Raw genomic sequence first — 14626 nt, 5'->3', positions numbered from 1 at the left:
AGCAGATTTCGTCGCTGCCTTCTGCACTGGGCGACGTTGTCAGCGTAAGGACAGCGACGTGGGCGTCTGAGGCGAAGCCGGGTCCCAGCCGCCGCCGAGCGCCTTGAACGTCAAGATCGCTGCCAATCTTTGTAAATCTCCCCGCTCACAGATCGCCGTGCGGTCTGGCGCGGCACCGCCCATCCGGCTCCATAAACCCTCGCGAAAAGTGCCTTTCAGCGATGCGCAAAAAAAACCTTGACGTCAATGACGATCATCATCATTATACAACTCAACGATGATGATCGTCATCATTGTGCCATGTACTCATGGCCATTCATTCCTGAAGGAGCTCAATCGTGTCTGACTTGCATTCCACCGCGCCCACCCAGTTCATCGAAGTCGACGGCGTCAACTACGCCTATCGCCGTTGGGGCAGGAAAAACAGCATCCCGCTCGTGTTCATCATCCACTATCGCGGCGGAATGGACCATTGGGATCCAATCATGACGGATGGCTTGGCAGAAGGCCGCGAAGTAATCCTGATCGACGGCCGCGGCGTAGCGAGTTCGTCGGGTACTCCGCGTAATCGCGCTGAAGATATGGCGGATGACATCGCGTCGGTCGTACGCGCACTGGGAATTCCCAAGATCGATGTGGTCGGCTTCTCAATCGGTGGCTTCCAGGCTCAGGAATTGGCGCTGCGCCACCCCGTACTGGTGCGTAAGGTGATACTGCTCGGCACCGGTCCGCGTGGCGGCGACCCGTGGATTGACCCCAAGATGGCCGAAGTCGCTCCTAAGGCCGAATTGGGAGTCGACGATTTCCTGTTCCTGTTTTTTGGCCGCTCTGAAGAGGCAAAGCAGGCCGGTCGTGCATTCTGGGCACGTCGCCACTTGCGCCAAGACCAGGATCTGGCGACTTCTCCCGAAGTCGCCAAAGCCCAATGGGAACTGTATCAGGCTTACATGGTGCCGGTGGGCAGCGATAAGCCGTACGCCCACCTGAATGCCCTGAAACAGCCGACCTTGGTCGTGAATGGCATCGAAGACATTATGATCGCCACGGTCAACTCCCTCTATCTTGGACAGAATATTCCGAATGCACAGGTCATCCTGTATCCGGACGCCGGTCACGGCGCGCACTTTCAATACCCGGAGCGCTTTCTCAAGCATGCAATCCAGTTCCTCGATGAGTAATACGGATTAGAGCTCCGGTCGAGGGGGCGTAGAACTAGGACAAAGTCGGATCAGGCATCATCTGATCCACAGGTGGGCTGACGTTGGCAGGGCTGAACTAATCGCTCCGTTTCCATACTTTGGGATGACTATCCGATGAGCATGATTTATGGTGTCCTTGGACTTTCCCGAACGCAACCAGCTTCAGTGTTATCTCATGCCGCTGGACGTCAACGCGCCCAGCGGCTGCAGCCCCCCGATTTAGGTATAGAACCGATACGATGTCGACCGAATAATGCGTCACCCACCGCTGACGATAATGTCTCCATTCCCTCTACACACAGCTCACCGTCGCGGTCTACACAGCCGGTGTGGCCGTTGATTACAGCGGCACGGATCGACATGAATAGTTTGATCGTGTCTCAGGCTCGGAAAAGGTGCATTTACGGTGTATATCGGCGCGGGGTGAACTCATCCTGAAAACAAAGGGAAAAGCGATGAAGATAAGCAAAGAGCAAGCACAGGAAAATCATGATCGGGTAGTTGAGATTGCGGCGCGTCTGTTCCGAGAGCGAGGGTTCGACGGCGTCGGCGTAGCTGAGTTGATGAAAACCGCGGGCTTTACGCACGGTGGCTTTTATAACCATTTTCCTTCTAAGGAGGCGTTGGCCGTTAAGGCCGCGAACTTCGCTTACAGGCACCGTGGAGAACAAGTCGGACCAGACGACGGCATCGAGAAAATTCTGAGCAAGTACTTGTCGGACGAGCATCTGAAGGATCTTGGCGGGTCTTGTCCGACCGCTGCATTGGGTAGCGACGCTGCGCGTCAGACGGAGGAAGTGAGAGATGCATTTGGCGAAGGCATCAAGGGAATGATCAGGAGCTACGATGCCGCGCTCGGTGACCACGCGCCGCAGTCCCGCGACGCCCGGCGCGCCCTTGCTCTGAACCTGCTTGCGAAAGCGGTGGGCGCTGTCGTAATGGCGCGCGCGGTGCCGGCGAACGATCCGCTTGCACACGAAATTTTGAGGACCTGTCTCGCCGGAGCGCTCGACGATGTGGCCGACGCGATGCCAAGTAAACACGACGGAGGCATCGGCTAACAGCGGGAAGCTCCTGACTCCATAAATCGGCCCCGCTTGGGACGCCGGATAAAATGGGTACCGTGTACGATATCCCCTGTGCGAACCGAACCGTTCAAGTCCGCGGCATGGCTGCAAAGACCAACGCAAGAACAGCACAGATGGGAGAAGTTAAGCCGCACCTGGCGGCAGGCCTCATCCGTCGGCGCAAGGAATTTTGTTACCACTAGACGGCCGAATACTCGCGGCTCCCACGACCATCGGATACAAAATTGCTTGCAACGAGTTCAAGCAAATCTATGGTCCGCCCCAGTTTTGCAACCCCTGACGCTTGATGCAGTGTTGGCTTGCTCAAATCTATCCGGCGTCGAAGTGGGGACTGCTCCCCGCGCCACGATGAAGTTCGCGCCTGCGGTCCCCATAAAGTTGTGCGGCTTCAAGAGCCTCTTTGCTTGCCGGGGTGTTCCACAGGCCGGTATGCCGTTCACGTCATCACGTTTCAGTCGTCGCAAAAGCAGAGAAGAGGATGGAGAGTCCGCGTTCGTTCAAGCCGACGCTGTCGCACGCCCTGAATCAAAGGTGGTATGACGGGCAACGATCGCCCAGGCGGTGCGAGCCAGCTTGTTAGCCAGCGCGCATGCCACCACGTTCGAGTGGCGCCGCGTCAGAAGCGCACGCGTCCAGTCCGCTAGATGACCGGTTCGCTTCTCCAGACATCGCATGTAGGCCCGGGCGCATTGGACGAGGAGACTTCGGATGTTCTTGTCGCCACGCCGACTGATTCCTAGAAGGTTGGATCTACCGCCCGTACTGTACTGGCGGGGAACAAGACCGAGCGAGGCCGCGAAATCGCGACTGCATCTGTACTGCTTGCCGTCGCCCATCTCTGAGGCAAGTACGCTTGCAGTGATCGGCCCGATACCGGGAATGCTCATCAGTCTTTGCCCGACGTCGTCATCGGCAAGCTGATGCGCCAGCTCGCGATCGAGCTCGGTGATCTGCTGCTGGAGATACTTGAAATGCTCGTGCAGCCGCTCAAGGATAGCGACAAGCCGGGGCGGCAAAGCGTGGAAGCTGAGAAGCTCCGGCAGTCGCACAACGCCGGTCTTGCCGGTCGGCAGGCTGACGCCGAACTCAAGCAGGAAACCATGCATCTGGTTGATCGTTCTCGTTCGATCCCGCACCATCGTTTCACGAACGCGATGTAGTACCGAAAGTGTTTGCTGCGACTCGGTCTTCGGTGTCACAAACCGCATGGCCGGACGCGATGCGGCTTCGCAGATTGCTTCGGCATCGACGAAGTCGTTCTTGTTTGACTTGACGAATGGCCGCACAAATTGCGGTGAGATCAGTCTGACTTCGTGACCGAACGTGGCCAGCTTGCGTGCCATGTAGTGAGAACCGGCACACGCCTCCATGACGACGGTGCAGGTAGCATAGGTCGCGAAGAACTCGATCAGTTGCTTGCGCCCCAGTTTCCTCCGAAATACAGCCTTGCCCTTGCTGTCCTGACCGTGGACGTGAAAACTGTGCTTGCCAAGATCAATCCCAACGAGCGTCGCATGATCCATGATGGTCTCCAGTTACGAGTGAGCTCGGTCAGAGTACCCCACCCGGTGAGGCGGGGCGGACCATGTCATTAGTTGTGTCTATCGGACCTCAAAACCTTCGTCGAGCGCCGCGCAACTGGTGATGGTGCGCGACAACCTGCGTCACGCCTCGATCGCCACCACATCACTGTACCTGCATGGCGACGAAGTTAGGCGTGCGCGCCAGCTCACCGCTGGATCAACTGAATCGGCGCGAAGGCAACTTTTAATCAGTGACTCGTCGGGCGTGGCACACCACGCCGCATTGGATTCAGGAGTCTCCAAAGGACTGATACAAGCATGGGTTCGACGCGAAATACCTGTTCACGTATCGACGTTCGGATGCCGGCTACGCGCTCAGCAAATCGGCTCCGGCTTTAATCTATCGCGGTCAGATATATCGACTTTCGAAGGCTGTGCCCGTGGGAGACAACCACAGCATTGCGCCTTCGGATTTCGATCCGGGTCTGGCCATCTGGAGCGAGGCGCAAAAAAGCAGCCAGCGATACTTCTGCGTCGCGTTTGAGTTTGATGGTTTGGGTCGCAGTGGGTCGCTCCAGAATATCCATGGTGGATACATGCTGGACGAAAAAACCGGACACGTGTATTTTGCCGTTCGCGATGTCCGATAGCGTTTCGCGTCCTTGGGCGCAGTCGCGCCGGATTCTTTCTAGCGGTGTTCGCATTCAGATCAATATGCCTTCGATATTCCGTATTCCGCGAGTGCATTCAATTTCCTTGATCGTCGCGCTTGGTGTGTCGGGCATGGCATCGGCTGCATCATTCGATTGCAGCAAGGCCGTTTCGGCGACCGATCGGCAGATTTGCGCTTCGCCTGAATTGCAGAAGCTGGACGAACAGATAAGCGTGCTTTTCCGACAGCATACAGCCGGTAGTGATGCCGATGCATGGCGCACGGATCAGCGGGCCTGGCTGCGCAAGCGTGACCAGTGTTCCGATACGAGTTGTCTGCAAGGCGCGTATCACGAGCGCGTGACGGTGCTCGAGCATGGCGCTGGCCCGTTTCATTGGCAGGGCACATGGTGGCGCGTCGACGCGAGCGGGCAATATGGTGGGCAGCTCGGCCTGAGCGATTTAACGGCCCAAGGGGTGCGGTTTCATCTCGAAGCGAGCGCGGGTGCCAATCAAGGCGAACTCGACGGCAAGGCGCGATTCGATTCAAACGGCGTCGCGCACTACGTCAGCGGCGATGCTTCGCAGCGTTGCGTGCTGAATTTCAGGCGCGCGGTTAATCGCATCGAGATTGAGCAGCAAGGCGACTTCTCTGCGTGCGGCGCGGGCATGGGCGTGACTTACGACGGTACGTATGTGCGGGCGGCGCGCGCCCCTAACCGAAAGCCTGATCTGGTCACGTTAGGTATTGTCAAGACCGGCGCACAGGACCGCGCGATTCGGAGTCTGCTGGGTAGCGACTACGATGTGCTTGCCGCCACGGCGGGAGCCGTCAATGAGAGTCCCTCGGAGTCCACCGCGCCGGGCACGATTGTCGTCGATACGTTCGTGCAGGGGCTCGCGTGCGATATGAAGGCAGTCGTGATCTATGACACCAGCGCTCACCTGTGGGTGGGTCTCTGGTCGTCATCCGCGAAGGCAGCGTCGCCAAAGCTGCCCGCCGATGTCACAGAATTGCGCTATTACACGAATAACCCCGCCGACAAGCAGCATCCGCCCAAGCCCATTGAGTCACGCCGCAATCAGGTGTGTCCGTCCGAGCGCGAAGTGCTGCGTCTGATGCCCTGAGTGCCAATTCCTCGCGTTGGGGTCACGGCGATAACGGCAGTTGGTCGGCCCTGACCCATCGCACCTAGTGGCGGCCAGCGACATTGGCGCAATCGACGCAAGCCCAGCCATCCGCTGTCTGCTTCAAAAGCGTGACCGTGTCGGCCTGCGTAGCGATCGTCAGGTGCGGACAGGAAGTGCGGCGCGCGCTGGGTTATGACCGGGCCGCCCGGCTGCCCGCGAAATTACTACGATCCGGTCACCGGCAGCAAGTGGTCTGGGAAGGGCAAACGCCCGCGCTGGCTTGTAGGCAAGCGTCTGGAGGACTACTCGATCGACGCGCCGCAACCGCAGGCCTAGTGGCTCGGCGAGGAATGAGGCGGCCCCGTCGCATCTCAGCAGGGCTTCCCGGAATTCCAGCGGCTCGATCAGCGCGAGCAAAATGACCGGTCTCGGGCGATGCCACTATGGGACGTTCGCAACGGTGAGCACATGGCCGTTCGAACGGCAGTTGCAGCCGAAGAGCGGCCTTTCATGTAGTCGTTACTGATACGCGCTTTCCCGGACGGGGCGGCGGCCGAACTCGCTGAATCACGTACTCGCGAAAGTTGGTGGAAAGATTTCTGCCTACGACGCGACTGCGACGCGGTCAGTCAGCTCAAACCGTTGAATTCGTACGTTGAACCGACCTTCTGGTAAGTGACGACCTTGATACCTGGCTTGCCTGAAATCGCTTTGCTATGACTGGCCTTCGGCTTTTCCGGGAGGACTAGGTAGCGGTTCACTGCGATCCCGAGCTCGTCCATAATGCACTCGCCGTGGATCAACAACTGCCCTACACCCGTGTACACATCCGTCGTCCAAGCCGAAGTCTTGACCTCGAATAGATCGACACTAGACGTCGCGACGATAGCCAGATCAATGGCTTGCGCTTTCTGGCTATCCCCCCCGCCTCTCAGTCGTGCTTCCAGGGCTCGGACAATCGCGCCGTGCTCGACGGTGCGTTTGCCGCCGCCATGTCCCTTGGTGCGCACCTCGCCGGAATACTCGTCGAAATAGGCCCGCAGTTTCAGAAGGCGCTCGGCGGGAGAAGTGGGGGCTGGGTCGCTCGCTTTTCCCCCGTTTGACCCGTTAGGACCGTTGGGGTCACGAGGTGCAGTGCTGACAGACTCGTTTTCGCCATCTCCATGCAACTCTTCTCCTAGGCGGGTCGCGACTTCTCGGGCTTCCTCAGCGAATTCCCATAACCGGTCGACCAGTTCAGGGTGGTTTAGCCCGGCGATCAAGATGACCCTCGAGGTCTTCTTGCGATGATCAGCCGCTTCGACGGTCGTGGCCGCAAACTCGCGGAACACTTTGTCCTTCGGAAGTCCCGCCCGACCTTTTGTCAGCTTGCCCCGGTGCGCCACGAAAATCTCGCCGTCGGCATCCCTGATAAAAGCGCCGGCTATGCGCCGGTTATAGGTACCCGCCGGAAAATTCAATTGCACTGCTATCTCGATCCACTTTGTGCTGCCCGGATCGGCGGAAAGCAATAAATTCATGAGCTTGTCGGAATCGGAGCCCGCTGACCAAGCTCGAAGACGAGTGCCAGTCTGCGCCTCGAAGTACACCATGCCGGTTTGGTGGCCGGATGGGTAGGTTATCTCACGGCTCTCCTTGTAGGGGAGAGCCGCGCGCAAGTGCTTCGCAAGTTGCTTGTTCAATCGCGCGATTTCGGCGACATCTGTCACGACCTCGTAGTGCTCTTCCACCTTTATATCCCCACCACCTTGTTTTATTGAGCGACCATCATGCCAGACGACGTTGCCAAGTCGAAGCAGTCGTTGAGAAGAATGGATCGGCTTTTCCATCTCCGGTGATAGGGAAGAGACCGAAGACATGTCGCACGTTCGCGAGCGTCAGCGTGCGGCCACAACCGGCCGTTCGCGTCCGTCGTCGATCCGGAACTCTGGCGACAGCTTCCCGCCCGTAATCAGCCTTTCGATTGCGGGAAAGGAATGTCCCCCGGTCGCACGGCCGTAACCTACCGTCGCAGTTACTCCCTCGTGAACACGATCCGCACCGTCCCCCGGCCGAGCACGTCCGGGAGCGACGCCGGTTGGTCAATGCTACCCAGCCGCGTGTACGAGTACGGCGAATTGAACGTGAGATAGAAGACGACCAGCGTGTCTGCGCGCCACAGCATCAGATCGCCAACGCGGATCGTTCCGGGTTGGCTTTCCCTGGCCGCCAGAGCCTTCGGAAGCTTTGCGTGCTTCTCGTTGCCGTTCAGGTCCGGCATGTCCAAGGTGAGCGGCAACTGGGCCGCGAATGCACGAGCCGCTTCGGTGTCTGCGAGCGTGATCGAAAAGCGGCGTTCACCGACCGCCATCCAGATGCGGCGTTCGACTTTGGTGTTCGCGTTGGAACCGGCAGCAGCTCCCGGCGGAACGGCGTAGGCGTGCATCAGGTTCATGCAAAGCGCAGCGGCCGCAACGGATTTGATCTTCATGGTCTCGCACCTCGTGTTTCGCCGTCTTACCAGGGCTGGTTGGAGGGCCCCACAGTAAACTCGTTGACGGTCGTGTCGTCGGGCAGATCGATGGCGAACGCCACGACCTCGGCGACCCGGTCCGCGCTGATGCCGTATTGCCGGTAGATGGCATGCATGCTGTCGGCCGACGCCTTGTCGCTGATGGTGTCCAGCAACTCGGTGTTGATGGCCGCCGGATAGATGGTCGCCGTCCGCACTTTGGTGCCCTCCATCGCAGACTCCATGCGCAAAACCTCCATGAAGTCGCGCACGAACCACTTGGTGCCGCCGTACACGGCCCCGCCGGGATAGGCCTTCAGGCCTGCCACGGACGACGTCGCGATGACGTGGCCGGACTTCTGTGCGATGAACGAGGGCAACACGGCGGCCACGCCGTTGAGGACGCCCTTGACGTTCACATCGATCATGCGGTGCCAGTCGTCTGTTTTCAGCGCCGAGAGGGGCGAGTTGGGCATGAGGCCGGCGTTCAGGAACATGACATCGACGCGCCCGAACGTCTGCTTCGCGAGGTTGACGATGTCGTCGTTGTCGGATTGGCTGGTTACGTCGAGCGGGTGACACACGGCTTTGCCGCCAGCCTTCTCAATCTCGTCCGCGAGTTGCTTCAGTTCCTTTTCGCGGCGGGCGCCCAGCACCACCTTGGCGCCCCTGGCCGCGAGCAGCCTTGCGGTGGCTGCACCGATGCCCGACGATGCGCCCGTGATGATGACAACCTTGTCCCTGATCATGACTTCTCTCCCAAATACTGTTTGTCGGAAACGGGCTCCAGCCACTCCACCGGCTTTCCGTCGAGTGCCTCGTGAACGGCGATGTGTGTCCTTGCTGTCGTCGACATGGGGCCGTGCCAGTGCTTGTGGTTCGGTGGGCCCCAGATCACGTCGCCGGCACCGATCTCCACCTTTTCCTCGCCTTCGCACTGCGTCCAGCCGCATCCCGCTGTGAAGTTGAGCGTCTGCCCGAGCGGGTGCGTGTGCCAGTTCGTGCGTGCCCCCGGCTCTAAAGTCACGGCGCGCACGAGTGACGAGCGGGTGCCGGAGGGTTGCTCAAGGGATCAATGCGAACGCTGCCCGTAAATCACTCGACAGGCCCCTTGATGGACGGTTGCGTTCTTGGGCGTTTCAGTTCCATGGCAGCTCCTTCACATCACGCCTGCTTCAGGTTCTGCCTGAAGAAGGCTTCCAGCCTGTCGAAAGGAATCTTCTCCAGGCGGTCATAAAGGTCGACGTGGTCCGCGTCCGGGACGATCACAAGCTCTTTCGGACCGGATGCGGCCTTGTAGGCGTCTTCAGAGTAGTACCTCGAGTGGGCATTCGCGCCAGCGACCAGCATGATCGGTCGTGGCGCGATCATGGCGATGTTCGCGGCCAGCGGGAACTCGAAAAACGACATCGGCGTCGTGGCCGTCCACGCCGTGGTGGAGTTGATCGAGCGCTGATGGAAGCCGCGCGGCGTACGGTAGTAGTCGAAGAACGCGGCTAGCACGGGGTCGGGATTGGCCGGCAGCTTTTCCGGCAGTACTCGGTTGCCCTTCAGGAGCTGGCCGTTCGCGTCGAAGGGCACTTCGTGAAAACCCAGCGCGAACGCTCCCTTCCCGGCATCGATCCAGCGTTGCTGGCTCAGATACTCGATCACCTTGTGCTGCTGTTCGAGGGTGTAGCCGTCCTTGTAGCCGCGGCTCATGCTGCGGGACATGTCGTACATCGAAGCCGTGGCCACCGCCTTGATCCGCGAATCGCCGCCGGCGGCCGTCAACGCCATGCCGCTCAGGCCGCAGATCGCCATGGCGCCAATGCACTCGCGGTCCACATCCGGCAACAGGCCGATCTGATCGACCGCGGCGCTGAAGTCCTCGGTGAAGATATCCGGCGACGCCACGTTGCGCACCTCGCCACCGCTCTCGCCAGTGAACGACGGATCGAATGCCAGCGTGACGAAGCCGCGTTCCGCGAACGTCTGGGCGTAAAGGCCGGACGATTGTTCCTTCACCGCTCCAAACGGGCCGCTTAGCACCAGCGCTGGCAGCTTGCCGGTGCCGGGATTCTTCGGCCTGTACAGGTCGCCGGCGAGAACGATCCCGAAGCGGTTCCTGAACGTCACCTTCCGATGGGTCACGCGATTGCTTTGCGCGAACACCTTGTCCCATCGACCGGTCGATTCCATGCGACCTCCGCCTGGAGGTTTGCGATCGCTGGCCAGTGCGGGCGCAGCCGTCACTGCGGCCGCTCCGAGAGCGAGGGCGCCTTGCAGTGCACGCCGACGGGAATTCGAGAAATCCATGTACTTTCCTTTCGATGAGTTGTTCACGCTACCCGGCGGCTGCGATATGCCGTCGTCAATGCGAGGGCTGCCGCAGATACGAGGAGGAGTGCACTAAAGCCGAAGGTGCTGGCGTAACCGCTGGCATCGAATAGCACCCCTCCGATCGTCGAGCCCAGTGCAATGGCCAACTGGACCACGGCCACCATCAGCCCGCCGCCTGCCTCGGCACTTTCCGGCAGCGTCGTTGCCAGCCAGCTCCACCAGCCGACGGGTGCGGCGGTTGCGAGCAACCCCCACACGGCAAGCAGCCCAACGGCGGCGGCGGTTTGCTCTCCGAACAGAACCAGCGCCGCGGCCACCGCAGCCATCGCGAGCGGGATGGCGACGAGGGTCAGGTACAGGTTGCGGGAGAGGAACCAGCCGATGACCACGGTGCCGATGAAGCCCGCCGCCCCAATCGTGAGCAGTACCAGCGAGAGGGTCGAGGCGTTGGCGTTCGTCGTCGTTTCCAGGAAGGGGCGCACATAGGTGAAGAGCGCGAACTGCCCCATGAAGAAAAGGCCGACTGCAGACATCCCCAGCAGCACCAGCGGATCCGCCAGCAGGCGCAGTGCGTTGCGGGATCCGGGAACTGGTGCGTCTCCCCGCATCGACGGCAGGCTCGCCCATTGCCAGGCGAGGGCGAGCACTGCGACGGGCACGAGACCGAAGAAGGCACCACGCCATCCGACCAGCGAGCCGATGAAACTGCCCAGCGGTGCGGCGATGACCGTGGCGAGCGCATTGCCGCCGTTGAAGATCGCCAGCGCGCGCGGGACCTTCGACGCCGGCACGAGCCGAATAGCCGTAGCGGCGGACATGGACCAGAAGCCGCCGACGGACACCCCGATCAGGACGCGGCCCATCATGTACATCACAAGACCCTGCGCCGAAGCGATCAGGGCACCGGACACGGCCATGGAAGCGGTCATACAGAGCAGGATGGTCTTGCGATCTATCCGCCGCGCCAACGCCGGAAGCAGGAGACTAGTCAAGACAGCGAAGGCGCCGGACACGGCAATCGCCTGACCAGCCACGCCCTCGCTCACGCGCAGGTCCGTCGCGATCGGCGTGAGCAGGCTGACCGGCATGAACTCCGATGCAATCAGTGCGAAGACGCACAGCGCCATGGCGAACACGCCACTCCAGTAGCTCGGTTGTGGGCCTCTCGCAGCAGCGGCAGGCGATTGCGTTGACAGCGGCTTGCTGCAAAGTTGAGGGCAGATGGGCGAGGGTGCTTTGGTCATGCCTCAAATTATGGTGACGACCCGCGGGCGCTACTAGATAATGAAACGTGAATACATTTAGTAGCTTGGCTAATGAATGGGAGGATGGGACCGTGGCAAGGAGGAATCTGAACGATCTGCTGGGCTTCGTGACCGTCGCCCGCGAGGGCAGCTTCACACGCGCGGCGGCGAGTCTGGGGGTTACACAGTCGGCGTTGAGCCAATCCATCCGCGGGCTGGAGGAGCGACTGCAGATCCGACTGTTGACTCGGACGACGCGCAGCGTGTCAACGACGGCAGCCGGCGAGCGCCTGATGCTGGCGATCGGGCAGCGCTTTGACGAGATTGAATCCGAACTCGATGCATTGACCGAACTGCGGGACAAGCCGGCCGGCACGGTCCGCATGACCTGCGGCGATCACGTACTGCAAAGCATCCTGCTGCCCCGGCTCGCGCCCTTGCTGCGGGAATATCCTGACGTCACGGTGGAGTTCGACGTGAACTACGGGTTCCGTGACATCGTGGCCGACCGCTTTGATGCCGGCGTGCGCATTGGCAGTACGATCGACAAGGACATGATCGCAGTCGCGATCGGGCCAGCGCTGCGCTTGGCGGTGGTCGCATCACCTGGGTATTTCGCAGCCTGCACCGCGCCGAAGCAGCCCCGCGACCTGACGAAACATCGTTGCATCAACCAGCGCATGCCGACTTCCGGCGGCCTGTACGTGTGGGACTTCGAACGGCGCGGCCGCAAGTTCAACGTGCGCGTGGACGGGCCCCTCGTCTTCAACACCACGCCGCCGCAAGTGGAAGCGGCGCTCGCCGGCCTGGGCATCGCCCTGCTGCCCGAAGACGAGGTGATGCCACATGTCAGCGCCGGGCGGCTGGTGCGCGTGCTGGAAGACTGGTGCCCGAAATTTGCCGGATACCACCTCTATTACCCGAGTCGACGGCAGCCTTCTCCGGCGTTCTCGTTAGTCGTGGACGCATTGCGCTTTCGCGGGTGATGTCATCGAACCCGAAAAACGAAGTGCGACAGTAGGTTGCGGTCCGTCTACAACGGCCGGTTCGCGTAATTGACCGGCCGTCCAGCAAGCAGCGCGTTGATTGTCTCAGAAGGGTCGATATCGGAAGTTCGCAGAGAGCGGCGATGTGCTTGCTGGGGTCGCCTCAGAGCTAATCTTTCGGCACCGGGCCGGGTGTCCGCCGCGTTGTGACACATTTATAGTCGCAACGGTGTCACTTTTAATACGGTCTACGATAATCATAGACGGTTTGCAAGACACACATACGAGGCAAGCATGTCGCTGGAAGACACGAAGAAACATTTGATTGCGGCGTTGCAGGATCAAGAAAACCGTGTCATTGCTCTGTCGGGGAAATGGGGCACTGGAAAGAGCCATTTATGGCGCGACGTCAAGGAGGATAGTGAGGATGATGAGATCGGGCGCGCGGCTTATGTCTCTGTCTTCGGCGTCTCGGATATCAATCAACTACAACTCAAAGCGTTGCGCGCGGCGGTGCCTGTAGCCGCTGACAATTCGGCTTGGGCGGAGCGCATCCGCAGGATCGCGAAAGCAGGATCAGAGGTTTTGAAATCGATCAACCGGGCGTTCGGCGCTCTCGATGAGCTGGCCCTATTGATGGCGCCGCAATTTCTCCGCGGCCGCATCGTTGTGCTTGACGACATTGAGCGGAAGCATCCAAAGCTATCGGTTGACGAAATCCTTGGTTTTATCGACGAACTTACGCAGCAGCATGATGCTCGCTTCGTACTGATTCTGAACGATGACAAGCTCGACGAAGCTGCGAATGACGCCTGGGCCACGCTTCGAGAAAAGGTCATCGATCAAGAGGTACGGCTGATCACAACGCCGCAAGAGTCGTTCGAGATCGCGCGGGCACAGACCAAAACGCCGGACGGCTACGCGGCTCGCACTAAGTCGGCCGTTGACACGCTGGGCGTGGACAACATCCGCGTCATCCGCAAGATCATTCGCAATGTCAACCGGGTCTTGGCCGGACGAGCACTTGCGCCGGAAATCCTCCATCGCACGATACCCTCGATCGCGCTGCTGAGTACGATTCATTATCACGGCATGGACGACGCTCCCGACTTCGATTTTGTGTTGAACACGGGCAGTTGGGACGATGTCAGAGACGAGGTCGAAAGGCAAAAAGGAGAGGGGAAAAGCAACGCGATTGCAACGCAGCGTGCGAAGTGGCGGGAGCTGCTAAGCGAGCTTGGCATCAACAATTGCGACGAGTTCGAGGAGCTCCTGATCGCTTTCCTAAAAGATGGTCAGTTCGACGCTAGTGGGGTGACGAAGATTCTTGACCGCTACGAGCGAGAAGCCGACCAGTTGCTCGCGAAAGAGACCGGACAGGCGTTAAGTCGGCGCTTGTACTGGGACGCCGACGCCAGCGAGAAGCAGCTTGTTGACGACGCTAGGAAATCGATCCCGTATGCGAAGCACTGGGATGCTTACCTTGTGACCATTCTTTTCAACGAACTTGCGGCTCTGCAGGGTGGCAACGAGGTGGGAGAGGCGTTCGTGCAGGCTTGGATAAAGGAATTCCGGACGAGGGAGAAGTCCAGAGGCAATTACGACGACGATTTTGATAATCTTCACCCGGCCATCGTGGCGGAGATCAAGGCTGATCAAGCGCATCAAGCGCATCAAGCAGAGAGGGCAACGGCGTCGCTACTTGAGGTGGTTCGACGTATCGTCAAGCAGAGCGGGTGGGGCGCAAACGAAGAGTTTGCGATGAGGAAGGCTACCGCACTTGACTTCGAGGCGACAATTCGCGGGGCAAATATGGAGGATCGCAGCTTTTTCTTGCGGCACATGATTCGCATGCGAAACGAGCGGCGAAACTACGACTCTCACTTCGGCAACGCGACCCAACGATTCGTGGATGCATGTCGAGCGATCCTGAGCGCCCCGGCTTCCGATCGACTCGCGCGCTTGATTCGTCGAGTCGTGGCAGGAACGCC

At 59.9% G+C, this 14626-nt stretch carries 12 protein-coding genes and 1 pseudogene; 6 read left to right on the top strand and 7 right to left on the bottom strand.

The features are described from left to right. Positions 1 to 338 precede the first annotated feature (338 nt). Positions 339 to 1178: an alpha/beta fold hydrolase gene (locus BBA01S_RS35360; RefSeq protein WP_027820558.1), complete on the top strand. Its 840-nt coding sequence runs from the start codon at positions 339 to 341 to the stop codon at positions 1176 to 1178. A 476-nt stretch (positions 1179 to 1654) separates the two neighbouring features. Next, positions 1655 to 2260: a TetR/AcrR family transcriptional regulator gene (locus BBA01S_RS35355; RefSeq protein ID WP_027820557.1), complete on the top strand. Its 606-nt coding sequence runs from the start codon at positions 1655 to 1657 to the stop codon at positions 2258 to 2260. A gap of 524 nt (positions 2261 to 2784) precedes the next feature. Here the strand turns inward: BBA01S_RS35355 and BBA01S_RS35350 are convergent. Further along, positions 2785 to 3810 (bottom strand): IS110 family RNA-guided transposase, encoded by a 1026-nt coding sequence (locus BBA01S_RS35350; RefSeq protein ID WP_027820556.1) that lies wholly within the window; start codon positions 3808 to 3810, stop codon positions 2785 to 2787. Between the two features lie 585 nt (positions 3811 to 4395). Between BBA01S_RS35350 and BBA01S_RS35340 the strand changes: the two genes are divergently transcribed. Both BBA01S_RS35340 and BBA01S_RS48295 read left to right on the top strand, forming a co-directional pair. Further along, positions 4396 to 5589, top strand: coding sequence for a lysozyme inhibitor LprI family protein (locus BBA01S_RS35340; protein WP_156966190.1), 1194 nt, complete (start codon positions 4396 to 4398; stop codon positions 5587 to 5589). A gap of 195 nt (positions 5590 to 5784) precedes the next feature. Then, positions 5785 to 5928 (top strand): H-NS family nucleoid-associated regulatory protein, encoded by a 144-nt coding sequence (locus BBA01S_RS48295; protein ID WP_167336077.1) that lies wholly within the window; start codon positions 5785 to 5787, stop codon positions 5926 to 5928. Positions 5929 to 6221: 293 nt separating this feature from the next. Here BBA01S_RS48295 and BBA01S_RS45380 read toward each other — a convergent pair whose 3' ends face one another. From BBA01S_RS45380 to BBA01S_RS35310, 6 genes and pseudogenes are all read right to left on the bottom strand, one after another. Further along, a complete protein-coding gene (locus BBA01S_RS45380; RefSeq protein WP_245641686.1) occupies positions 6222 to 7451 on the bottom strand; it encodes a hypothetical protein in 1230 nt (409 codons plus the stop codon). A 155-nt stretch (positions 7452 to 7606) separates the two neighbouring features. Next, a complete protein-coding gene (locus tag BBA01S_RS35330; protein ID WP_245641685.1) occupies positions 7607 to 8062 on the bottom strand; it encodes a cyclophilin-like fold protein in 456 nt (151 codons plus the stop codon). 26 nt (positions 8063 to 8088) lie between these two features. Beyond that, positions 8089 to 8832, bottom strand: a complete 744-nt coding sequence (locus BBA01S_RS35325) for an SDR family oxidoreductase (protein WP_027820551.1) — start codon at positions 8830 to 8832, stop codon at positions 8089 to 8091. Next, positions 8829 to 9232, bottom strand: a pseudogene (locus BBA01S_RS44195) ((R)-mandelonitrile lyase). The gene BBA01S_RS35325 and the pseudogene BBA01S_RS44195 overlap by 4 nt, the downstream one beginning before the upstream one ends. A gap of 15 nt (positions 9233 to 9247) precedes the next feature. Further along, a complete protein-coding gene (locus BBA01S_RS35315; RefSeq protein WP_027820550.1) occupies positions 9248 to 10264 on the bottom strand; it encodes an alpha/beta hydrolase in 1017 nt (338 codons plus the stop codon). 140 nt (positions 10265 to 10404) lie between these two features. Beyond that, the gene (locus BBA01S_RS35310) at positions 10405 to 11532 is read right to left on the bottom strand and encodes an MFS transporter (protein ID WP_218004273.1); all 1128 of its coding nucleotides are present in this window, start codon (positions 11530 to 11532) and stop codon (positions 10405 to 10407) included. Positions 11533 to 11741: 209 nt separating this feature from the next. On the opposite strand from BBA01S_RS35310, the gene BBA01S_RS35305 reads away from it, so the two are divergent. Both BBA01S_RS35305 and BBA01S_RS35300 read left to right on the top strand, forming a co-directional pair. Further along, positions 11742 to 12635: a LysR family transcriptional regulator gene (locus BBA01S_RS35305; protein WP_027820548.1), complete on the top strand. Its 894-nt coding sequence runs from the start codon at positions 11742 to 11744 to the stop codon at positions 12633 to 12635. 294 nt (positions 12636 to 12929) lie between these two features. Beyond that, a partial coding sequence (locus BBA01S_RS35300; RefSeq protein ID WP_027820547.1) for a P-loop NTPase fold protein occupies positions 12930 to 14626 on the top strand: 1697 nt, incomplete at its 3' end.

It is taken from the genome of Paraburkholderia bannensis NBRC 103871 (assembly GCF_000685015.1).
GTDB classification, from domain to species: domain Bacteria; phylum Pseudomonadota; class Gammaproteobacteria; order Burkholderiales; family Burkholderiaceae; genus Paraburkholderia; species Paraburkholderia bannensis.
The sequence above is the reverse complement of the archived record's forward strand: the minus strand, read 5'-3'. Positions and strand labels throughout refer to the sequence as shown.

Excerpts from the sequence above, each read along its gene's own strand:
- BBA01S_RS35355 (WP_027820557.1), top strand. The coding sequence starts at position 1,655 with ATGAAGATAAGCAAAGAGCAAGCACAGGAAAATCATGATCGGGTAGTT.
- BBA01S_RS35350 (WP_027820556.1), bottom strand. The coding sequence starts at position 3,810 with ATGGATCATGCGACGCTCGTTGGGATTGATCTTGGCAAGCACAGTTTT.
- BBA01S_RS35340 (WP_156966190.1), top strand. The coding sequence starts at position 4,396 with ATGGTGGATACATGCTGGACGAAAAAACCGGACACGTGTATTTTGCCG.
- BBA01S_RS48295 (WP_167336077.1), top strand. The coding sequence starts at position 5,785 with ATGACCGGGCCGCCCGGCTGCCCGCGAAATTACTACGATCCGGTCACC.
- BBA01S_RS45380 (WP_245641686.1), bottom strand. The coding sequence starts at position 7,451 with ATGTCTTCGGTCTCTTCCCTATCACCGGAGATGGAAAAGCCGATCCAT.
- BBA01S_RS35330 (WP_245641685.1), bottom strand. The coding sequence starts at position 8,062 with ATGAAGATCAAATCCGTTGCGGCCGCTGCGCTTTGCATGAACCTGATG.
- BBA01S_RS35325 (WP_027820551.1), bottom strand. The coding sequence starts at position 8,832 with ATGATCAGGGACAAGGTTGTCATCATCACGGGCGCATCGTCGGGCATC.
- BBA01S_RS35315 (WP_027820550.1), bottom strand. The coding sequence starts at position 10,264 with ATGGAATCGACCGGTCGATGGGACAAGGTGTTCGCGCAAAGCAATCGC.
- BBA01S_RS35310 (WP_218004273.1), bottom strand. The coding sequence starts at position 11,532 with ATGGCGCTGTGCGTCTTCGCACTGATTGCATCGGAGTTCATGCCGGTC.